This is a genomic window from Aquabacter sediminis, from assembly GCF_028863665.1.
In the GTDB taxonomy this organism is placed as follows: domain Bacteria; phylum Pseudomonadota; class Alphaproteobacteria; order Rhizobiales; family Xanthobacteraceae; genus L1I39.
In genome coordinates this window covers 159,483-181,501 of sequence record NZ_JARBFX010000007.1, presented here as the reverse complement: position 1 = coordinate 181,501, position 22,019 = coordinate 159,483, and the positions used below count along the sequence as shown (strand labels likewise).

The 22,019-nt window shown below is 68.9% G+C and carries 18 protein-coding genes and 1 pseudogene; 11 read left to right on the top strand and 8 right to left on the bottom strand.

The window, feature by feature from the left end:
• The first annotated feature begins 7 nt into the window (after nt 1-7).
• The 11 genes and pseudogenes from PV781_RS16080 to PV781_RS16030 all read left to right on the top strand — a co-directional run bounded on the left by PV781_RS16080 (nt 8) and on the right by PV781_RS16030 (nt 11,904).
• Complete coding sequence (locus PV781_RS16080; protein ID WP_274776641.1) at nt 8-820, top strand: ABC transporter permease; 813 nt, start codon at nt 8-10, stop codon at nt 818-820.
• Complete coding sequence (locus tag PV781_RS16075; RefSeq protein ID WP_274776640.1) at nt 817-1,632, top strand: ABC transporter ATP-binding protein; 816 nt, start codon at nt 817-819, stop codon at nt 1,630-1,632. Before PV781_RS16080 ends, PV781_RS16075 begins: the two co-directional genes overlap by 4 nt.
• Nucleotides 1,633-1,643: 11 nt before the next feature.
• Nucleotides 1,644-2,453 carry an urea amidolyase associated protein UAAP1 gene (locus PV781_RS16070; protein ID WP_274776639.1) on the top strand — a complete coding sequence of 270 codons (810 nt, stop codon included), beginning with the start codon at nt 1,644-1,646 and terminating at the stop codon, nt 2,451-2,453.
• A gap of 10 nt (nt 2,454-2,463) precedes the next feature.
• The gene (locus tag PV781_RS16065) at nt 2,464-3,126 is read left to right on the top strand and encodes an urea amidolyase associated protein UAAP2 (RefSeq protein WP_274776638.1); all 663 of its coding nucleotides are present in this window, start codon (nt 2,464-2,466) and stop codon (nt 3,124-3,126) included.
• Between the two features lie 3 nt (nt 3,127-3,129).
• Nucleotides 3,130-6,675, top strand: coding sequence for an urea carboxylase (gene uca, locus PV781_RS16060; protein WP_274776637.1), 3,546 nt, complete (start codon nt 3,130-3,132; stop codon nt 6,673-6,675).
• A gap of 32 nt (nt 6,676-6,707) precedes the next feature.
• A pseudogene (locus tag PV781_RS16055) lies at nt 6,708-7,097 on the top strand (allophanate hydrolase-related protein); the annotation flags it as partial.
• 505 nt (nt 7,098-7,602) lie between these two features.
• Nucleotides 7,603-8,817: a LacI family DNA-binding transcriptional regulator gene (locus PV781_RS16050; RefSeq protein ID WP_274776636.1), complete on the top strand. Its 1,215-nt coding sequence runs from the start codon at nt 7,603-7,605 to the stop codon at nt 8,815-8,817.
• Complete coding sequence (locus tag PV781_RS16045; RefSeq protein WP_274776635.1) at nt 8,814-9,488, top strand: amino acid ABC transporter permease; 675 nt, start codon at nt 8,814-8,816, stop codon at nt 9,486-9,488. The genes PV781_RS16050 and PV781_RS16045 overlap by 4 nt, the downstream gene beginning before the upstream one ends.
• Before the next feature lie 10 nt (nt 9,489-9,498).
• Nucleotides 9,499-10,152, top strand: coding sequence for an amino acid ABC transporter permease (locus PV781_RS16040; protein ID WP_274776634.1), 654 nt, complete (start codon nt 9,499-9,501; stop codon nt 10,150-10,152).
• A 56-nt stretch (nt 10,153-10,208) separates the two neighbouring features.
• The gene (locus PV781_RS16035) at nt 10,209-11,033 is read left to right on the top strand and encodes a transporter substrate-binding domain-containing protein (protein ID WP_274776633.1); all 825 of its coding nucleotides are present in this window, start codon (nt 10,209-10,211) and stop codon (nt 11,031-11,033) included.
• A 142-nt stretch (nt 11,034-11,175) separates the two neighbouring features.
• A complete protein-coding gene (locus tag PV781_RS16030) occupies nt 11,176-11,904 on the top strand; it encodes an amino acid ABC transporter ATP-binding protein (protein WP_274776715.1) in 729 nt (242 codons plus the stop codon).
• 50 nt (nt 11,905-11,954) lie between these two features.
• Here the strand turns inward: PV781_RS16030 and PV781_RS16025 are convergent, their stop codons facing one another.
• The 8 genes from PV781_RS16025 to ccoP form a co-directional block, all read right to left on the bottom strand.
• Nucleotides 11,955-14,303 carry a putative bifunctional diguanylate cyclase/phosphodiesterase gene (locus tag PV781_RS16025; RefSeq protein WP_274776632.1) on the bottom strand — a complete coding sequence of 783 codons (2,349 nt, stop codon included), beginning with the start codon at nt 14,301-14,303 and terminating at the stop codon, nt 11,955-11,957.
• 247 nt (nt 14,304-14,550) lie between these two features.
• Entirely contained in the window at nt 14,551-15,312 is a 762-nt protein-coding gene (locus PV781_RS16020) for an SDR family oxidoreductase (RefSeq protein WP_425532409.1), read from the bottom strand.
• A gap of 68 nt (nt 15,313-15,380) precedes the next feature.
• Nucleotides 15,381-16,505, bottom strand: coding sequence for a hypothetical protein (locus PV781_RS16015; protein WP_274776631.1), 1,125 nt, complete (start codon nt 16,503-16,505; stop codon nt 15,381-15,383).
• On the bottom strand, nt 16,502-16,663 hold the full coding sequence (gene ccoS, locus PV781_RS16010; protein WP_274776630.1) for a cbb3-type cytochrome oxidase assembly protein CcoS: 162 nt from the start codon (nt 16,661-16,663) through the stop codon (nt 16,502-16,504). The genes PV781_RS16015 and ccoS overlap by 4 nt, the downstream gene beginning before the upstream one ends.
• Complete coding sequence (locus PV781_RS16005) at nt 16,660-18,891, bottom strand: heavy metal translocating P-type ATPase (protein WP_274776629.1); 2,232 nt, start codon at nt 18,889-18,891, stop codon at nt 16,660-16,662. The genes ccoS and PV781_RS16005 overlap by 4 nt, the downstream gene beginning before the upstream one ends.
• Nucleotides 18,892-18,929: 38 nt before the next feature.
• Nucleotides 18,930-19,466, bottom strand: a complete 537-nt coding sequence (locus PV781_RS16000) for a FixH family protein (protein WP_274776628.1) — start codon at nt 19,464-19,466, stop codon at nt 18,930-18,932.
• Nucleotides 19,467-19,483: 17 nt separating this feature from the next.
• On the bottom strand, nt 19,484-20,953 hold the full coding sequence (gene ccoG / locus PV781_RS15995) for a cytochrome c oxidase accessory protein CcoG (RefSeq protein WP_274776627.1): 1,470 nt from the start codon (nt 20,951-20,953) through the stop codon (nt 19,484-19,486).
• 183 nt (nt 20,954-21,136) lie between these two features.
• On the bottom strand, nt 21,137-22,018 hold the full coding sequence (gene ccoP / locus PV781_RS15990) for a cytochrome-c oxidase, cbb3-type subunit III (protein WP_274776626.1): 882 nt from the start codon (nt 22,016-22,018) through the stop codon (nt 21,137-21,139).
• Nucleotide 22,019 lies beyond the last annotated feature (1 nt).

Here is a 22,019-nt window from a genome sequence, read left to right as displayed (position 1 = left end):
GACCCCCATGCGCCTCATCAACGCCAAGCCGGATGCCGGCACGCGCGTCATCCTGGCGGCCTTGCCCTTCGTGCTGGTGGTGCTGGCCTATGTGCTGGGCTCGGCGGCGCGGCTGGCGGAAAACCCCGCCGACAAGCTGCTGCCGAGCCTGGCCACGCTGGGCGATGCGGTGGTGCGGGTGGCCTTCGTGGCCGATGCCCGCACCGGGGACTATCTGCTCCTGTCCGATACGCTGGCCAGCCTCTCCCGACTCTGGGAGGCGCTCGCCCTCTCCACCGCCATCGCCCTCGTGGTGGGCATGGCTGTGGGGCTCCTGCCGGCGGTGCGGGCGCTTCTCGCACCCTTCGTGGCCATGGTCTCCATGGTGCCGCCGCTGGCGCTCCTGCCCATCCTGTTCATCGTCATGGGCTTGGGCGAGGCCTCCAAGGTGGCGCTGATCACCATCGGCGTCACCCCCTTCCTCATCCGCGACCTCGCCATGCGGGTGCTGGAACTGCCGCGCGAGCAGCTCATCAAGGCGCAGACGCTGGGCGCCTCCACCTGGCAGATCGCCTTGCGCATGGTGCTGCCGCAGATCCTGCCCCGCCTCATCGACGCGCTGCGCCTGTCGCTGGGGCCGGCCTTCCTGTTCCTCATCGCCGCCGAGGCCATCGCGGCTGACTCGGGCCTCGGCTACCGCATCTTCCTGGTGCGCCGGTATCTCGCCATGGACGTGATCCTGCCCTACGTCGCCTGGATCACGCTCCTGTCGGTGGCCATGGACTATGCCCTCGCGCGGCTGCGCGACGGCCTCTTCCCCTGGTTCGGAGCTGCGAAATGACCGCCATCCGCGTCGAGCATCTCTGGAAGGAATATGGCGAGCAGATCGTGCTGGAAAACATCAGCCTCGATTTCGCGCCCCGCTCCTTCATCGCTTTGGTCGGCCCCTCCGGCTGCGGCAAGACCACCTTTCTGCGCATCCTGCTGTCGGAAGAGACCGCCACCCGCGGCACCATCCTCATCGACGGCAAGCCCATCGCCCCCGAGCCGGGCGCCGACCGGGGCGTGGTGTTCCAGCGCTATTCGGTGTTCCCGCATCTGACCGTGCTGGGCAATGTGCTGCTGGCGGCGGAACTGCCTGCCGCGCCCTTCACCGGCCGCCTGTTCGGCGCCGCCCGGCGGCGGGCGCAGGAGGAAGCCCGCGCCCTCATCGCCGAGGTTGGCCTGGCCGGCGCGGAGGACAAGTATCCCTCGGCCCTGTCGGGCGGCATGCAGCAGCGCCTCGCATTGGCGCAGGCGATCATGCGCAAGCCCAAGATCCTGCTGCTGGACGAGCCCTTCGGCGCCCTGGACCCAGGCATCCGCGCCGACATCCATGCCCTCATGCTGCGCCTGTGGCACTCTTGCGAGATGAGCGTGGTGATGGTGACCCACGATTTGAAGGAGGCCTTCACGCTGGCCACCCGCGTGATCGCCTTCGAGCGCAAGCGCCGCCGGCCCGAGGAAGAGGGCCGCTATGGGGCCACCGTCGCCCACGACATTGAGGTCTGGCCCCGCCGCATCGCCGGCCAGCCTTCCCCCCACGGGCACCGGGACGACCCGACTGCCCTTCTCACCGATGGCCGGGACGACCCGGCGCTCATGACGGTCTGAGGAGAGACGACATGACCGCGCGCGAAGACAGCCTGGCCCGGATCGAGCAGAACCGGCGCAATTACGAGGCCCTCAAAGCCGCCGGCCAGGGCAAGGCCCCGCTGGAACTTCCCCCACCCACCGAGCGGGGAACCGCCCTGCTGCCCCCCGGAAAGCTCCGGCGGGAGACCATTCCCGGCGGCTGGTACTGGACCGCTACCCTGAGAGCCGGCGAGACGCTGCGCATCTCCCTCCTGGAAGGGGAGAGCTGCGTCTCCATGATCGCCTGGAACGCGGGCGACACGTCCGAGCGGCTGAACTATGCCGACACCATCAAGGTCCAGTGGACCGCGGCGCTCGGCAAGGGGCGCGTGCTGTTCTCGGACATGGGGCGGGTGATGTTCTCTCTCACCGAGGACACCACATGCGCCCATGACGCGCTGATGGGGGGCTCGACGCCAGCCTCCAACCGCAAGCGCTATGGCAAGGAGACGCTGCGCAACACGCGGGACAACTTCACCCTCGCCGCCCTCAAGCTGGGCCTGGAAAAGCGTGACGTGCCGCCGTGCATCTCCTTCTTCGCTCCCGTGCGCACGGACGAAGCCGGCACCTTCGTGTGGGCGGGCACGCCGCGCGTGGCCGGCGACTTCGTGGACCTGAGGGCCGAGATGCCGGTGATGATCGCGCTCTCCAACTGCCCCCATCCGCTGGACCCCAACCCCATCTACGACCCCAAGCCCGTGGAAGTGATCCGCTTCGCCCTCGACAAGCCCGGCCCGGACGATCTGTGCCGCACCGCCACGCCCGAAGCCCGGCGCGGCTTCCAGAACCTGAAGCGCTGAGGAGGCCAACATGTCGAACCGTCTCTCCGGCTTCTTCGCCGCCCCGGTGCGCGATCCCAAGGATGCCGTCCAGGTGCATGACATTCCCGCCGAGGCGCCCTGGTCGGGCCTCGTCAAGCGCGGCCAGTCCATTCGCATCATCGACCTGGAAGGCCAGCAGGCGGTGGACACCCTGTTCTACCGCGCCGACAATTTCGCCGAGCGCTATTCCTCCCAGGATACGCTGCGGGTCCAGGGCTCGGCCTATGTGAGCACCGGCACCCGCCTCATATCCAATGAGGGCCGCCTCATGCTTACCGTGACCGCCGACACCTGCGGGCGCCACGACACCTCGGCGGGCGCCTGCTCGTGCGAGAGCAACACGGTGCGCTTCGGCCAGCACACCCGCTATCTCCATGCCTGCCGGGAAAACTTCGCCATTGAGGTGGCCAAGCACGGCATGTCCAAGCGGGACATCGTGCCGAACATCAACTTCTTCATGAATGTCCCGGTGGAGTCCTCGGGGAACCTCGCCATTGTCGACGGCGTGTCGAAGCCCGGCGACTATGTGGAGCTCAAAGCCGAGATGGACGTCTTGTGCGTCATCTCCAACTGCCCGCAGATCAACAATCCCTGCAATGGCTTCAACCCCACCCCCATCCGCGTCCTGGTGTTTGCGGCGGACAAGGGCTGAGCCATGTTCAAGAAGGTCCTGATTGCCAACCGGGGCGAAATCGCCGGCCGGATCACCCGAACCTTGCGCCGGATGGGCATTTCATCCGTCGCCGTCTATTCCGACGCGGACCGCTTCACGCGGCCCGTGCTCGATGCGGACGAGGCGGTGCGCCTCGGCCCGGCGCCCGCCGCCCAGTCCTATCTTGACGTGGAGGCAGTGATCGCCGCCTGCCGCGCCACGGGGGCGGAGGCGGTGCATCCCGGCTATGGCTTCCTGTCAGAGAATGTGGGCTTCGCGGAGAAGCTCGCCGCGGCCGGCATCACCTTCATCGGCCCCAAGCCCGCGCACCTGACCGCCTTCGGCCTCAAGCACACCGCCCGTGAGATCGCGCAGCAAAGCGGCGTGCCGCTTCTGCCGGGCACCGGGCTGCTGGAGGACGTGGAGGCGGCCCTCGCGGGGGCCGAGGCCATCACCTATCCGGTGATGCTCAAGAGCACGGCGGGCGGCGGCGGCATCGGCATGCAGCTCTGCGCCACGCCGGAGGAGCTGGCCGAGACCTTCGCCCGCGTCCAGCGCACGGCCCGGGCGAGCTTCGGCGATGCCCGCGTCTATCTGGAGCGCTTCGTCGCCAAGGCGCGGCATGTGGAAGTGCAGATTTTCGGCGACGGCAAAGGCCGGGTGGTGGCGCTCGGCGAGCGCGACTGCTCGCTCCAGCGGCGAAACCAGAAGGTGGTGGAGGAGACCCCCGCCCCCCTTCTGCCCGACGCCACCCGCGCCCGGCTCCATGCGGCGGCGGTGCGGCTCGGGGAGGCGGTGTCCTATGCCTCCGCCGGCACGGTGGAGTTCATCTATGATCCGGCGCGGGACGATTTCTATTTCCTGGAGGTGAACACCCGCCTCCAGGTGGAGCATCCCGTCACCGAGGCGGTGTTCGGCATTGATCTCGTGGAATGGATGATCCGGCAGGCGGCGGGAGAGGATGCGATCCCCGCCACCCCGCTGGTGCCCAAGGGCGCCGCCATGGAGGTGCGCCTCTATGCGGAGATCCCCCACGCCAATTTCCAGCCGAGCGCCGGCCTCCTGACGCAGGTGCGTTTCCCCGACGCGGCGCGCATCGACACCTGGGTGGAGACGGGCACGGAGGTCACCCCCTTCTACGACCCGATGCTGGCCAAGATCATCGTTTCCGGCACCGACCGGCCGGCCGCGATCGCGGCCCTCAAGGCGGCGCTGGAGGCGACCTCCGTCTGCGGCATCGAGACGAATCTGGCCTATCTGAAAGCCATTGCCGCCTCGGACCTGCTCGCCTCCGGCGATGTGGCCACCACCGCGCTGAAGGATTTTGCCTTCGCGCCCGAAAGCATCGAGGTGCTCACCCCCGGCGCCCAATCCTCCATCCAGGAATTGCCGGGGCGGCTCACCCTCTGGCATGTGGGCGTGCCGCCCTCCGGCCCCATGGACCCGCGCTCCTTCGCCCGCGCCAATGCATTGGTTGGCAATGGCGAGACGCTGCCGGCGCTGGAACTGACCGTCAACGGCCCCACCTTGCGCTTCCACACGGGCGCGGACGTGGCGCTGGCGGGCGCACATATGCCGGCGACCCTCGATGGCGTGCCCGTGCCCCATGATGCCGCCTTCCCGGTGAAAGCGGGGCAGGTGCTGGCGGTGGGTGCCATCTCAGGGCCGGGCCAGCGCACCTATCTCGCGGTGCGCGGCGGCTTCGACGTGCCGGAAGTGCTAGGCTCGCGCGCCACCTTTGCGCTGGGCCAGTTTGGCGGCCACGCCACCGGCACGCTGAAGGGCGGTGACGTCCTCCATCTGGTGGCGGAGAGCCGCCGGCCGCCTCTGCCTGCGACGGTGGCGTCGCCGGCGGCGGCGCTGACATCGGACTGGGAGATCGGCGTCCTCTACGGCCCCCACGGCGCCCCGGACTTCTTCCAGGACGAAGACATCGACGACCTCTTCAGCGCCGCCTACGAGGTGCATTTCAACAGTGCCCGCACGGGTGTGCGTCTCATCGGCCCGACGCCCCGCTGGGCGCGGACCGATGGCGGGGAGGCGGGGCTCCACCCCTCCAACCTCCATGACAATGCCTATGCGGTGGGCGCCATCGACTTTACCGGCGACATGCCCATAATCCTCGGCCCGGACGGCCCCTCGCTGGGCGGCTTCGTCTGCCCGGCGGTGATTGCCCGGGACGAGCAATGGAAGATGGGCCAGCTGAAGCCCGGCGACCGGGTCCGCTTCCATCCCCTCCCCCGTCGCGACGATCCCGTGGCCGGGCCGGCGGTGAAGCGGGCGGGCGAAGAGGTGGGCTCGCCCATCCTCGCGCGCCGCACCGACGGGCCTGTGGAGGTGGTCTATCGCCGGCAGGGCGACGACAATTTGCTGGTCGAGTTCGGCGACATGAAGCTGGACATCGCCCTTCGCCTGCGCGCCCATCTGCTGGCGGAGGCGGTGGCGCGGGAGAAGGTGCCGGGCCTGATCGACCTCACGCCCGGCATCCGCTCGCTCCAGCTCCATTATGACGGCCGCGCCATGACGCGCACCCGGCTCATCGGGCTTCTGGACGAAATCGAGCGGTCCCTGCCCCGCGCCGAGGACGTGGTGGTGCCGAGCCGCATCGTGCACCTGCCCCTGTCCTGGAATGACGAGGACGCGCAGCTGGCCATGCGCAAGTATCAGGAGCTGGTGCGCCCCAATGCGCCCTGGTGCCCCTCCAACATCGAGTTCATCCGCCGCATCAACGGGCTGGAGGACGAGGCGGCGGTGCGCAAGGTGGTGTTCGACGCCGCCTATCTGGTGCTGGGCCTCGGCGATGTGTATCTCGGCGCGCCGGTCGCCACCCCCGTGGACCCGCGCCATCGACTGGTGACCACCAAGTACAATCCGGCCCGCACCTGGACCCCGGAAAACGCGGTGGGCATCGGCGGCGCCTATATGTGCATCTACGGCATGGAGGGGCCGGGCGGCTACCAGCTGTTCGGCCGCACCATCCAGGTCTGGAACACCTGGCGGGCGACGCGGGAGTTCGCGCCGGGCACCCCCTGGCTGCTGCGCTTCTTCGACCAGATCCGCTTCTTCCCCGTGGACCATCGGGAATTGAAGGAGGCCCGCGCCGCCTTCCCCCATGGGGCCTATCCGGTCTCCATCGAGGAGACCGCCTTCTCCTATGGCGACTATGCCGCCATGCTGGCCGCCAATGCCGGCGACATCTCCGCCTTCAAGACCCGCCAGCAAGCGGCCTTCGATGCGGAGCGCGCCCATTGGAAGGAGCAGGGGCTCGACAGCTTCGTGGCCGACGAAGGCGTGCTGGGCGGAGAGAAGGGCGAGATCCCCGAGGGCTGCTTCGGGGTCAGCGCCAATGTGCCCGGCAATGTGTGGAAAGTGCTGGTGGAGCCCGGCGCCGCCGTGGCGGCGGGGCAGACGCTGGCGATCATCGAATCCATGAAAATGGAAATCTCCATCACCGCCCATGCACCGGGCCGCGTGCGGGACATCCGCATCCAGCCCGGCCGCACCGTGCGCACAGGCGACGTGGTCGCTGTCCTGGAGGGTCTGGCATGAGCGCGACGACGCACACCCAAACGGCCGATCGCCTGCCCCTCGCGGTGGTGGGCGCCCATCTGACCGGCATGCCGCTCAATGGCGAACTGACGGGATCGGGCGGCGAACTGCTGCGCCGCTGCCGCACGGCGCCGGACTACCGGCTCTATGTGCTGCCCGACACCACTCCGCCCAAGCCCGGCCTCGTGCGCACGCCGGGCTTTTCCGGGCCTGGCCTCGACGTGGAGGTGTGGGCCCTGCCGCCGGATGCCTTCGGCCGCTTCGTTGAGCGCATCCCGGCGCCGCTTGGCATCGGCAAGCTGACCTTGGAAGACGGGACGCAAGTGCCCGGCTTCCTGTGCGAAGCCTATGCCGTGGATGGCGCGCTGGAGATCACGGCGCTTGGCGGCTGGCGGGCTTATGTGACCGGCCGGGCGGGCTGAATCCCGTCCCCTTGGGCCTTGGGCCGACGCGAGAGGGCGGCAGCGGTCCGCCTTCTCGCCCCCCAAGACGCCGGCCCGCGACCTTGCGCCGAAAGGCGGGGTCCCACGGGAATTGACGCCGCCTGGCCGCAAGCGACCTGGGCGAGCGACCTTGGCGAGCGGCATGGGCGAGCTGTCTGGGCGCGCGGCTTTTTCGCAGGTGGCCGAAGGCGGGGCTCACCGTATGGATCGATCCAAGGAATGGCGGATTCGCGGCCGATCCGTCGGCGCCCTGAGCGCGGGAAACCAGCCCTGCGCCCCCTTAAAAATGTCAACCCGCTTTAAATTAGGCAATTCCTACGCCTTTTCGAACACTTCCCGCATCGCAGCGTGACCGGATCGCCCTGCCCTGCTTTAGATCGATCTAATTTTTCCGTTGACGACCCCGGCCGGCCTTCCTAAAGACGGTCCCGCCGCACCAGAACAGAACAACGCGGCGTTCGGAAACCCGACCGAGGAGCCGCCCGTGCCGCCCAAAAAGCGTAGCACGACCAATGCCTTGCCTGCGCCCGCCACACACGATCCGGTGGGTGGAGCGACGGTCTTGCGCGCCGGCCCCGGCGGCCATCCCCCGCGCGTCACGCTCAATGACATCGCCGCCTTTGCGGGCGTCTCCCGCGCCACCGTTTCGCTGGTCCTGCGCAAGAGTCCGCTGGTGAAGGACGAGACCCGCCGCAAGGTGGACGCGGCCATGGCCGAGCTCGGCTATGTCTATAATCGCCGTGCGGCGAACCTGCGCTCGGGTGCCTCCTGCACGCTCGGCCTCGTCCTGTGCGAAATCATCACCCCCAATTATTCCCAGCTCACCGCCGGCATCGACGAGGTGCTGGACGCGGAAGGCTATGTGGCCTTCATCACCAACACCGCCGAGGACGCGAACCGCCAGCGCCGGGTGCTGGTCCGCATGCAGGAGCACGGTGTCGACGGCCTCATCCTGGTGCCTGCGGAAAACACCACCGCCGAGGTGCTGGAGGAGGCCCATTGCGCCGGTCTGCCCTGCGTCATGGCGCAGCGGCGGGTGGATGGCTTCCAGGGCGATTATGTGGGCCCCGATTATGCCGCCGGCATGGAGATGGTGACCGAGCACCTGATCGGCCTCGGTCATACCCATATCGGCTTCATCGGCGGCGTGCGCCGCATCGCGCCGCTCTCCGAGCGCCTTGCCGGCTTCCGCCGGGCGCTGAAGCGACACAAGCTGAAGGCCGGCCCCATCGTGCCCTGCGCGGTGCTGGACCGCCTGTCGGGCTATGCGGTGGCCCGCGACCTGTTCGCCGGCCCCGATCACCCCACCGCCGTGGTCTGCTACAACGACATCGTGGCGCTGGGCGTCATGCTCGCCTTGACCGAACGGGGCCTCGAGCCCGGCGTCGACGTGGCGGTGGTGGGCTGCGACGACGTCACCGAGGCCGCCCTTCATCGCCCCGCGCTCACCACCTTCACCACCGATCCGCGCCTCGTGGGCCGGGAGGCGGCGCGCCTGCTGCTGCGCCGTGTGGCGGCGCCGGACCTGCCCAGCGAAGAGATCATCGTCCCCCCGCGGCTCATCATCCGCCAGTCCTGCGGGGCGCGTGCCGCCCCGTCCCTCTCCCACGCCCCGTCCCGCCCCGCTCCCCGCGCCACCGGCAAGGGAAACGGAAAAGGCCGCAGCACGGAAAGCGCCAAGGACCGCTCTCGGCCATGACCTATGTGTTCCAGTTCGGCGAAGTCTTCAATTATTGGCCCGAGCTTCTCCTCGGCGCCTGGCTCACCATCCGCCTGTCCGCCATGGCCATGGGCATCGGCCTCGTGGTGGCCATCGTCTGCGCGCTCGGCAAGACCGCCGGCCCCCGCCCGGTGCGCTGGCTGGTGGACGTCTATGTGGAGGTGATCCGCAACACGCCCTTCCTGGTGCAGATCTTCCTCATCTTCTTCGGCCTGCCGCGGGTCGGCATCCGGCTCGATGCCAATGAGGCGGCGCTCCTCGCCATGGTGGTCAATGTGGGCGCCTATGCCACCGAGATCGTGCGGGCGGGCATCGAGACCATCCATAAGGGGCAGATCGAGGCGGGGCTCGCCTTGGGGCTGAAGCCGCTCCAGGTCTTCTCCTATGTGGTCATCTTCCCGGCGCTGAAAGCCATCTATCCGGCGCTCACCAGCCAGTTCATCCTGTTGATGCTGACCTCCAGCGTGGTCTCGGCCATCTCGGCGGAAGAATTGACGGCGATTGCCAACAATCTTCAGTCCCAGACCTTCCGCTCGTTCGAGATCTACATCGTGGTCACCGCCATGTATCTCGCCATGTCCCTCATGTTCTCCGGTGCCTTCGCACTCATCTACAAGATGGTGTTCGCGCGCACCGACGCGGCCCGGTGAGGAGGAAACCATGATCCGTCCCTTCACCTCCGCTGAATTCATCTTCCTGCTCATGGCGGTGCGCTGGACGCTGCTGCTCTCGGCCATCGCCTTCGTGGGCGGGGCGATCGGCGGCATCGGCGTCGCCCTGGCGCGCACCTCCCCCTGGCCATGGCTGCGGGCCATCGCCATCGCCTATATCCAGCTGTTCCAGGGCACGCCGCTGCTGATGCAGCTCTTCCTGGTCTTCTTCGGCATCACGCTCCTGGGTGCCGCCGTGGACCCGCTTCTGGCTGCCGCCATCGGCCTGACGCTGAATGCCTCCGCGTTCCTGGGCGAGATCTGGCGCGGCTGCATCCAGGCGGTGCCCAAGGGCCAGTGGGAGGCCTCCACCGCGCTCGGCCTGCATTATTTCACCCGCCTGAAGGAGGTGATCCTGCCCCAGGCCGCCAAGATCGCGGTGGCGCCCACCGTGGGCTTCCTGGTGCTGCTGATGAAGAGCACGTCGCTCGCCTCCATCATCGGCTTCGTGGAGCTGACCCGCGCCGGGCAGATCGTCAACAACGCCACGTTCAGCCCCTTCCTGGTGTTCGGCATCGTGGCCGGCATCTACTTCCTGCTGTGCTGGCCGCTCTCCCTCTATTCCCGCCACCTGGAAAAGAAATTCGGCACCGTCTCGCGCTGAGACGGCCCCGGACCCGTGAAAGCACCGCCCGCCAAGGGCCAATCGGAGGAAAGCAGATGTCCCTGAAGTCCCTCGCCACCCTCACGCGGCGCACCTTCGCCGCGCTCGGCGTCGCGGCGCTTGCCGCCGGCGCACTCAGCCTGGCCAACGGCCCCGCCGCCGCCCAGTCCCTCGACGACATCATCTCCAAGAAGAAGCTGTCGGTGGGCATGCTGGTGGACCTGCCGCCCTTCGGCCTCCTCAACACCGAGGGCAAGCCGGAAGGCTATGATGCCGACGTGGCCAAGCTCATGGGCAAGTATCTCGGCGTCGAGGTGGATATCGTCCCGGTCACCGGCCCGAACCGCATTCCCTATCTGCTCACCAACAAGGTGGACGTGCTGGTGGCCACCTTCGGCATCACGCCGGAGCGCGCCAAGCAGGTGCAGTTCTCGATCCCCTATTCGGCCATCGAGATCCAGCTGATCGGCCCCAAGAAGCTGGACGTCTCCGCCATCGAGCAGACCGCCGGCAAGAAGATCGGCGTCGCCCGCGCCTCCACCCAGGACACCGCGCTCACCGCCTCGGTGCCCAAGGGCGCGACCATCATGCGCTTCGACGATGACGCCACCGCCGCCCAGGCCTTCATCTCCGGCCAGGTGGACCTGCTCGGCGCCAACAACATTGTGGGGGCCCAGCTCGCCAGCACCTATCCGGACATGGGGATTGAGCGCAAGCTGGTGCTGCGCAGCCAGTATAACGGCATCACCGTGCGCCGTGGCTCCACGGATTTCCTCCAGTGGATCAACACCTTCCTGTATTTCGTGAAGAACAATGGCGAACTCGACGCCATCAATCAGAAGTGGTTCAAGACCCCCCTTCCGACCCTGCCCACCTTCTGATGACCAAACGGCCGCGGGCCTTGCGCCCGCGGCCCCTCATCCGTTGCTGATCCCTTTTGCCGCCGCCGGGAGACCGCCCATGACCACCCCTCCGACCTCCGCGCCCGAAGCCCCGCGCGCCGCCGCCGGCGAGGCGCCGGTCATGATCCGCATGGACGGCGTCGAGAAGCATTACGGCACCTATCACGCGCTGCGGAACATCAACCTCACGGTCCGCCTCGGCGAACGCATCGTGGTGTGCGGGCCCTCCGGTTCCGGCAAGTCCACGCTCATCCGCTGCATCAACGCGCTGGAGCATCACCAAGGTGGGCGCATCGAGGTGGGCGGGGTGGAAGTGGGCTCCTCCACGCGCAACCTCGACAAGGTGCGCAGCGAAGTGGGCATGGTGTTCCAGTCCTTCAACCTGTTCCCGCATTTGACCGTGCTCCAGAACTGCACGCTCGCCCCCCGCAAGGTGCGCGGCATGTCCCAGGCCGAGGCCGAGGCGGTGGCGATGACCTATCTGGAGCGGGTGCGAATCCCCGAGCAGGCCAACAAATATCCCGGCCAGCTCTCCGGCGGGCAGCAGCAGCGGGTCGCCATCGCGCGGGCTTTGTGCATGACGCCGAAGATCATGCTGTTCGACGAGCCCACCTCCGCTCTGGACCCGGAAATGGTCAAGGAGGTGCTGGACACCATGATCTCGCTGGCCAGCGAGGGGATGACCATGATCTGCGTCACCCACGAAATGGGCTTTGCCCGGCAGGTGGCGGACCGGGTCATCTTCATGGACAAGGGCGAGATCGTGGAGGAGGGCGCGCCCGACGTGTTCTTCGCCAATCCGAAGAACGAGCGCACCCGCACCTTCCTCGGCCAGATCCTGCACCACTGAGGCGCGAGGGAGCCGTCGCCCCCGCGCCTTTCCGGGCGAAGCGGGGCGCGCTATGCGCCAAGGCGGGCGAGCCGCTCGCTGGCGCGGCCGTGCCGCTCGGCGGCAAGGAAATCCGCGAACAGGGGCGCGGGCATGGGCCGGGCATAGAGATAGCCCTGGGCATATTCGCAGCCGCGGTCCTTCAGGAACCGCGCTTGCCCCACCGTTTCCACCCCTTCGGCGATGACCCTGAGGCCGAGATTGCGGCCGAGCTCGATCACCGCGCACACGATGGCGGCGTCGAACGTGTCGGTCTCGATATCGGCCACGAAGCTGCGATCGATCTTCAGGGCGTCGATGGGGAATTGCTTGAGATGGCTCAGCGCCGCATAGCCGGTGCCGAAGTCGTCGAGCGCGATGCGCATGCCGGCGGCATAAAGCTCGTCCAGGATCGGCGCCACGAAGTCCGCATCCTTGCCCATGACCACCGTCTCGGTCACTTCCACGTCGAAATGGTTGGGCTCCACCCCCTCCTGCCCAAGGATGGCCAGAAGCTGGCCCGCCAGGCGCGGCTGGGTGAACTGGGCGGGAGCGAGGTTGAAGGCGATGCGCCCGAAGGACAGGCCGCGCGAGAGCCAGGTCCGCGCATCCACCGCAATGGCGCGCAGCATGGCGTCTCCCATGGCCAGCGCCAGCTCGGCATCCTCGAAGGCGAGGGCGAACCGGTCCGGCCCCGCCACCAGGCCCGGTCCCTGCTGCCAGCGCATGAGCGCCTCCAGCCCCACCAGCCGGCCGGTGGCAAGCGAGAATTTCGGCTGGTAGTAGGGCACGATGAGATCGTTCGCGACGGCCCGCGCCAGCTCCCGGCTCAGCAGGATGCGCTCGTTCATGGAGCGGCGCATGGCGGGGGAATAGGTCACCGCCCGGTTCCGGCCCTGGGCCTTGGCGGCATAGAGGGCAAGGTCCGCGTCCTTCATCAGCTCCCCCGCCGCATAACCGGGCGCAGGGCTGAGCGCGATGCCGATGCTGGCGCGGCTGGTCATGTGCCGCTCACCGAGCGCCAGGGGGGTGCGGAACTCGCCAAGGATCGCACTGGCCAGATCCATGGCGGGCTGAACCGACGACTGGGACGGCAGCAGCACCACGAATTCGTCGCCGCCGAGCCGGGCCACCCGCCCCACATCCTTGGTCAGGCGCTCAAGCCGGCGGGCGGTCTCCACCAGCAGCATGTCGCCGGCATCATGGCCCAGCGTGTCGTTCACGTCCTTCAGGCCGTCGAGGTCCACCATGAGAAGGGCTGCGCTGGCGGGACTGGACCCGGATTGGCCCAGCACCGCTTCCAACAGGGTGAGGAAGGCGGAGCGATTCATCAGGCCGGTGAGGGAATCATGGGTGGCGGCGAAACGGATCTTCTGCTCCGCCGCCAGCCGGTCGGTGATGTCCACCACGCCCGAAATGAGGCAGGCGCGGCCTTCCATCTCGGAAAAAGCGGCCGCCAGCAGAACCGAGCGGATCTCGCCATGGGCGAGGCGGATCTTGGTCTCGAAATTGGTGATGCGGCCGGTCTTCGAGATGCGATCGAGGAACGCCCGCCGGACCCGGGGGTCGGCATAGATCTGGGTGACCGAGGAGATGCCGAACGTCTCCGGATCGCCACCGAAATAGCGGACACCAGCTTCGTTGTAGCGCAGGATGCGACCGCTCTCGATTTCGGTGATCAGCAGCGGGATGGGGACGGCGGCGAACGTGTGTTCCAGGAGGTGCTGGCTCTGCAGAAGGGTTTCGCGTGCCTCCCTCTCGGCGGCCAGCGCGGTGCTGGCGAGGCGGGCCTGCCGATTCATGCGCTGGACCGCCAGGGCCAGGCCCACATTAAGTGCCAGGACCGCGACCAGGAGACCCAGGCCCCGCCCCCCCACGGGGGGCAGCCCGATGGCGGCGGCCAGAAGCAGCAGCGAGGCGCCCACCCCATTGATGACGCACCAGCGGAAAGGGACGGGGACCGCCAAATAATAGATGGTGGGCAAGGCCAGCACCACGAACAGCGAAATGTCCGTGCCGGGGCGCAAGAGGAGCGCGCCGCCAAGCGCGCTCAGCCACTGCCAGGCGATGAGCACGCCTTCCACATGCCGATGGCCCCACCGCAGGCGCAGCGCGACGATCCCCGCCAGCGCCACCCCCATGAGGCCCACGCGGCACAGAATCGAGGTGGCGAGGGAAGACGGCCCGAAAGCGGATGTGCCAAGCCCCGGCATGGCCAGCTGCCAGTCGGTCACCAGGAAGATGGCATTCAGGGCGATGCTCAGAAGGAAAAGCAGCCGGGCCTGGCGCTCCACCTCGGGCGCGCAGGCGGCCCGATAGGACAGCTCCTCCTCCTCGGAGAGGAACTCGCCCGTCCACGGATTGAGCCGCGTGTCCTTCACCGGCGCCCCCAAGCCTGCGTCCCCTTCATGGATATGTGAGAAAGCAACGGCGTTACAATGGCTTTCGCTCAACGCCCCGAACCACACCAATCCTCCTGCCCCCCGGCCTGACGCCGGGGGTCTGCCCGGCAGGCCCCGGGGCCGTCCGTCGCCAAGGCCTGACCATGACCTGTATCATGAAACCTCGCCACCTGTGCCGAAGCGACCGATCTGACCGGCCATCTCATGCTCAAGTCCCTGAACCGCTTTAGAAATGAGCCAGATAACCGCCATCGACGCTGAGCGTGTGGCCCGTCACATAGCTCGCGGCTGGCGACGCCAGGAAGACAGCCGCCCCGGCGATTTCCTCCGGCCGGCCCCAGCGCCCAAGCGAGGTGCGGCGCTCCAGCCAGGCGCCGATTTCAGGATCGGCGACCATGGCGGCATTGGGCTCGGTGGCAAAGAAACCTGGCGCGATGGCGTTCACGGTAATGCCGGAGGCTCCAAGCTCCGCCGCCAAAGCGTGGGTCAAAGCGGAGAGCCCACCTTTCGCGGCCGTGTAGGCGGCATCCCCCGCCCGCGCGATGGGGCCGGCAATGGACGTGATGTTGACGATCCGCCCATATCCCGCCTGCGCCATGGCGGGGCCGAGCGCGCGGGCGAGAAGCGCCGGCGCCACCAGATTGGCCTCCAGCATGGCGCGGAAGGCGGAGCCGTCGAGATCGGACAGGGGCCTGCGGTCCCTGAGGCCCACATTGTTGATGAGGATGTGGACCATCGGTCCCTCGGCCACAAAGCGGGCCACCGCCGCCTCGTCGCAGATGTCGAAGGCGGCGATCTGCACGAGGTCAGGGGGGATGTGGTCCGCCAGCAAGGCGGCACGGGCGGCGGCGAGCGGTTCCGCGCGGCGCCCGTTCAGCACCACGCGCGCGCCAGCTTGCGCCAGGCCTCGGGCTATCTCGAAGCCCAGGCCCGCGGCGCCGCCGGTCACCAGCGCCGTGCGCCCCGACAGGGAAAAGATGGAAGTCATGGCGCCCTCGCCGGCAGGATGGGCACCCAACTTACGGAAAACAGGCGCGAAACGGGAGAGCGCCAGCCTCAGAGCAGGCGCCCGGAGGCCAGCGCTCCGAGAATGGCGGCGCCGAACAGCGCGCCATCATGCAGCGCCAAAGCCAGGCGCGCCGGAGGCCGGCCTGCATAGAGCCAGCCGGTGCACCCCACCGTCGCCACCGACCAGCCAGCCCCCACCAGGATCAGGGCGGCGGTCAGGACGAGGGTGTCGCCGCTGCGCATCAAGGGGATGGCGATGGTCACCAGGAGGAGGCCGCCGATGGCCAGGGGAATGGCAGGCAGCCGGTGCGCGATGAAGGCGATGCCGGCGGCGGGGGCATACATGGCCGCCACATGCAGCGCCAGGAAGCCGAACACGGCCCCCTCGCCAATGCCGCAGCCCATCAGCGCCAGGGGCGCATCGGCCATGACGAAGCTCATGCCGCCCCAGGCGAGGGCGCCCACCAAGGTGGGCAGAGCGATGGCCTTGAGCGGCGCGGGCCGGGCCGGCGAGAGGCGGGGCGCCGCATTGGGCGCATACCACACCGCCACCGCGAGGCCGCAGGTATGGGCCAGGGCCGCCAGCAGGGCGGAACCCACGAGGAAAAAGGGCGCGAACAGCCATTCCGCCGCGCCCGCCAGCGTGGGACCCGCCAGCGCAGCGAGCATTCCGCCCGCCAGCACGCCGGCGGCGGCCGCCGCGGGCCGACCGGCGGAAGCGGCCGCCTCGTGTCGGTAGAAGAAGGAAAATCCCTGCGCCATGCCCAGCCACAGAGCCGCCAAGCTGACCCAGACGAACTGACGCTGCATCAGCCCGAGCGCCAGGAGAAGGCCGCCGGCGATGCCCAGCGAAGCGCCCAGGGCAAAGCCGGTGCGCCGGCCGAACGCATCGCCGAGAAAGGAGGCGGGGAAAGAGGCGAGGAGGGCGCCGGCCATCATGGCGGCGAACGGCACGGGGATCAGGGCGGGCGTCGGCGCCAGCAGCGCGCCCGCCATGGGCAGGAGGCCGGAGGCCAGCGTCTGGGCCAGCACGGCAAAGGCGAAGCCCAGCACCAAAGCGAGGCGCGGCACCGGGCGGGACCGGTTGTCATTGGCCGGCACGTCCAGTTGGGGATCGCACACGCAGACGAGCATGCCGGCCCGCGGTTCGCCGATGCGGGCCGCCCGCCTCATTTGCGGGGCTCCTCGCGCAGATCGTCATCCGACAGGACCCGCAATGCAGCCCCGTCCAGATCCTCATATTGCCCGCTCTTCAGGCTCCACAGGAAAGCGAACAGGCCGGCGAGGCCAAGGCCGAGGGCAAGCGGGACGAGATAAAGCAGGACATTCATGCGGCAGCCTCCTCCGCGCCCGCCGGGAGCGCCCTCTCCTGGCTCTCTTGCGGCACGGCGATCACCGGCCGTCCGAAGCGCGCGGCGCGCAGGGCGTTGAGCGTGACCAGGATGGAGGAGCCGGACATGGCCAGCGCCGCCACCAGGGGCGTCACGTGGCCGAGCACCGCCAGGGGAACGGCGATGAGGTTGTAGAGCACGGCCAGGGCCAGGTTTTGCCGCATCAGGCGACGGGCCACGCGGGACCCGTCGACGGCCGCTTCCACGGGGGAGAGGTTGGTGCCCAGGAACACCGCGTCGGCCTGCGCCTGTGTCACCGCCGCGCCGGTGGCGGGGGACAGAGAGACATCCGCCGCCGCGAGGGCGGGGGCGTCATTGAGCCCGTCGCCCACCATCAGCACCTTGCGGCCGGCGGCCTTCAGGGCGTCCAGCGCCGCGATCTTGTCCGCCGGCTTCAGCCCGGCTTCGAAATCCGTGATGCCGAGTTGCGCCGCCACGGGGGCCACGGCCTCGGGCCGGTCCCCGGAAAGGATGCGCACGTCGAGGCCACGCGCCTTCAGGCCCGCCACCACGTCGGCCGCATCGGGCCGCACGTCCTGGTCGATGCCCACCACCAGGGTGCGCGCGCCCAGGCGAAAGGCGATGAGGGACGCGGTGGCCGGCAGGTCCGCCGGTGCCGGCGCACCGCAAAAGGCGAGGCTGCCGAGGCGCGCCTCCTGCCCGTCCATCATCGCGCTGATGCCCTGGCCCGGCCATTCCGTCACCTCGCCCAAGGGCGCGGCGGCGGCACGGCGGGCGAGCACCACCGCAAGAGGATGGCGGCTCGACAGCGCAAGGCGCGCGGCCGCAGCCACCAGCACGGGATCGGCCCCGCAGGGCAAGCGCAGTTCCGGCTCCGGTAAGGTCAGGGTGCCGGTCTTGTCGAACACCACCGTGTCCACCGTGGCGAGGCGCTCCACCATGTCGCCGGCATTGATGAGCAGGCCGGCGCGGAACAGGCGCCCGGTGGCCACCACCTGCACCACCGGCACCGCCAGCGCCAGGGCGCAAGGACAGGTGATGATGAGCACCGCCACGGCGATCATCACCGAATGGTGGAGCCTGGCGCCCAGCAGGAGCCAGCCAATGGCGGCGAGCAGCGCGGTCAGGTGCACCATGGGGGCATAGAGGCGCGACACCCGGTCGGCGAGGCGCACATAGAAATTGCGGGCGCTGGTGGCCCCATCCAGGAGGCGCTGCACATCGTCGATGAGCGTGCCCTCGCCGCCGGCCGTCACCGTCACTGTCAGTGCGCCGGCCCCGTTGAGGCTGCCGGCATAGACGGGCGCGCCGGGACCCACCGGGCGGGGCAAGGTCTCCCCCGTGACCAGCGCCTCGTCCACCGCCGAGACGCCGGCGGCCACCACGCCATCGGCGCCGATCCGCTCGCCGGAAGCCACCAGAATATGGTCGCCAGCCGCCAAGGCCTGCACCGGCACGCGCACGGGCACCCCGTCGGGGCCGAGGCGATGGGCCATCTCGCCCCGAAGCGCGGCCACGTTGCCGGCCACCGCGCGGGTGCGCCGGCGCGCCTCATGGTCCAGATAGCGCCCCGCCAGCAGGAAGAAGAGCAGCATCACCGCGCTGTCGAAATAAGCGTGCTCCTGGTGGAGCGCCGTCTCCACCACCGACATGCCGAGCGCCAGGATCACGCCGATGGTGATCGGCACGTCCATGTTGAGGCGCCGCGTGCGCACGGCGCGATAGGCGCTCTGGAAGAAGGGCTGGCCGGCATAGGCCGCGGCGGGCAGCGCGATCAAGGCAGAAAGCCAGTGGAAGAGATCGCGGGTCTCGGGCGTGATGTCGGTGACGTTGCCGGACCAGACCGACACCGACAGCAGCATCACATTCATGGCCGCAAAGCCCGCCACCCCCAGGCACCGCAGCAGCCACTGGGCGTGGCGCGCCTCGCTCTCCTCGGCGCGGCCGGCAAAGGGATGGGCGCGATAGCCGAGCGCCTGGAGGCGATCCACCACCTCAGCCGGCGCCCCCTCCCCGTCCCAGGCGACGGTGAGGCGATGGGTGGTGTAGTTGAGCCGGGCCTTCACCACGCCCGGCAGGGCGCGAATGCCGGTTTCGATGTCGCCGATGCAGGCGGCGCAGTCGATTCCATCCACCGCGAGGCTCATCTCGGCATGGCCCTGCGCATCGCGCGCCAGGAAGATGGAATAGTCGACTGCCTCGGACATGTTCGCTTCGATCTTGCCGGGCCGGGCGGGGCCGGCGGCTATTTCATGACAATCCTGTTCTTGGACCGGAACTGGCGCTGCCCGCCTTGCGAGAGATCAAGCACAAGGTCCCATTGGCCGCGATGGGCCTGCACCTCGGCGCCGTAGCGGCCCTGTCCGAGGGAGACGAGGGTGGTCTCCACATCCTGGCGGGCATCGGTGGGATGGCTGAACTCGGCCCGCACCTCAAGGCCGTTGAGCGGCCGGCCGGCGGCGTCCTTCACCTCCACCGTCAGGCGGCGGTCGGATGTGTCGGAGGGGGCGATGGCCACGTTCACCGCCCAGTCCAGCGCGCCCTGGCGGGCGGCGGCGTCCTCCTCCGAGCGGAACGCAAGCCCCGCCTTGTAGGAGCTTTCCGTCTCCACGCCGCCGAAGGTGCTGACCGCATAGCGCGCCATCACCACATTGACGGCGATGACGACGCCGAAAAAGCCCAGGAACATGGCCAGGACCATGCGGCCGGTCAGTTCGCCCGGGCGCCGCCCGGCGGGGCGGGAGGCTTGGAGAGCGGCGTGGGGAGATGCGGTCTTGGCCATGGCCTGTCCTCCGCCCGTCACGGGCCGATGAAGTGGTCAGCGGCGGTGGCGGTCGCCCCGCTCTTCTGGTCGCGGATCTGGAACGTCACCGGCAGGGACGCACCGGGCGCGAGGCGGTCCTTGGTGGTCAGCAGCACCCGCACTTCGCGGGTCTGGTCCGGCCCCACCGTGACCACTTCCCCATCCGGCCCGGCATCCGTGCCCACCACCGACAAGGTGGCGCCCGGCACGCCGGTGACGGTGAGCACGAAGGCCCGTTCGGCCAGGTCCTTGTTGATGAGGCGCAGCGTATAGGCATTGCGCAGCGACCCGTCCGAGAGCTTCACGAACAGCGGGTTGCGATCATGGATGGCGTTGAGGCCCTCGGTGGCGCGGTTCATGAGGGTGAACAGCATCAGCCCCCCCGCGAACACGATGAGGGCGGTGTAAAGGATGGTGCGCGGGCGCACGATGCGGCGCACCGCCGGCTTGCCGGCCACCCGCGCCTCGAGATTGGCCTCCGATTCATAGGCGATGAGGCCGCGCGGGCGGTCCACCTTGTCCATGATGTTGTTGCAGGCGTCGATGCACAGGCCGCACTGGATGCAGGCCAGCTGCAGGCCCTGGCGGATGTCGACGCCGGTGGGGCAGACATTCACGCACTGGTGGCAGTCGATGCAGTCGCCGGCGGGCTTGCCCTCGGCGCGGGCGGCGGCCGCCTTCTTCACCGAGCCGCGCGGCTCGCCGCGGTCATAGCGATAGGTGACGTTGAGGGCATATTCGTCGGTCAGCGCCGCCTGGATGCGGGGCCAGGGGCACATATAGGTGCACACCTGCTCGCGCATGTGGCCGGCCAGCGAATAGGTGGTGAAGGTCAAGGTGAAGATGGCCACATAGGCGACGGTCGGCGCCTGGAAGGTGGCCAGTTCGTAGACCAGGGTGGGGGCGTCGGCGAAATAGAGCACCCAGGCGCCGCCCGTCCACCAGGCGATCAGCAGCCACACGGAATGCTTCATCAGCTTGTGGGCGAACTTGTCGAGGGTCCAGGGGCCGGCATCCTCCACCATGCGCTGGCGCCGGTCGCCCTCGATGAGGCGCTCCACGGCCATGAAGAGGTCGGTCCACACCGTCTGCGGGCACAGATAGCCGCACCACACCCGCCCGGCCACCGCGTTCATGAGGAACAGGATGAGGGCGGCGAGAATCAGGAGGCCGGCGACGTAATAGAATTCCTGCGGCCAGATCTCGATGAAGAAGAAATAGAAGCGGCGAGCGGGGAAATCGATCAGCACCGCCTGGTCGGGGGCGCCGGGGCCGCGGTTCCAGCGCACGAAGGGCAGGAAGTAATAGATGCCGAGCGTGATCGCGAGGACGACCCACTTGATGGTGCGCAGGCGACCGCGCACGCTCTGGGGATAGATCTGGCGCCGCGCCTCGTAGAGCGGCGCGTCATCGGCGCTGGCCGCTGCGGCGGGCGGGGTCTTCGTCTTCACGGCGGGAGCGGTCATGGTTCAAAACCCTTTCCCACCCTTTGAAGGGCGGGATGATCGGGGGGCGCCACCTGCGGCGCCGCCCTTCGGACCCGCGACCGGGGAGCCGGCGGGCCCCCTTCGCGGAACAGGCCGCCCCGGCCGACCAGCCGGGGCGCGCCCGTATCTCACACCTGGCTGGCGCGAGGCTGGAGCGGTGGCCTACTGGCCGCCGCCGAGCGTGTGCACGTAGACGGTGAGCGCCTTGATGGTGGTGGGCGAGAGGCGCCCGGCCCAGGCGGGCATCACGCCGCCGCGGCCATTGGTGATGGTCTGCATGATGGTGGCCTTGTCGCCGCCATAGAGCCAGATGCCGTCGGTGAGGTTCTTGGACCCCAGCTCCTGCTTGCCCTTGCCATCGGCACCGTGACAGACCGCGCAATTGGCGGCGAACACGGCCGCCCCCTTCTTGGCGCTCGGCGTGTCGGCGGGACCTGCCCCCGACAAAGAGAGCACATAGTCCGCCGCCGCCGAGATGTCCGCCTTGGACAGGACGCCGCCGAACGGGGTCATGTTGCCCTGGTGGCCTTCCTCGTCGCCGGAGCGGATGCCGTGGGTGATGGTCTGCTGGATGTCGGCCAGCGTGCCGCCCCACAGCCAATCGTCGTCGTTGAGGTTGGGGAAGCCCTTGGCGCCGCCGCCGCCCGCCCCGTGGCAAGGCGCGCAATTGTCGGCGAAGGCCACACGCCCCTCGGCGCGGGCGAGCGCCAGCAGGTCGGGGGTCTTCTCGATCTCCTCCAGCGAGGCATTGGTCAGGCGCGTGCTGGTCTCGGCGCGGAGCGCCTGGAGATCCTGCAGCTGCAGCGCCACCGCCGACCGGGAGTTCCAGCCCAAGAGGCCGGTGGTGTGGCTGGAGATGAGGGGCCAGGCCGGGTACAGGACCCAATAGCCGAAGGCCCACACGATGGTGGCGTAGAACACCCACAGCCACCAGCGCGGCAGGGGGTTGTTCAGTTCACGGATGCCGTCCCATTCGTGGCCGGTGGTGGAGACGCCCGTTGCGTTGTCCACGGCTCCGTCATGGCTGTCGTGCGCGGTGCTCACG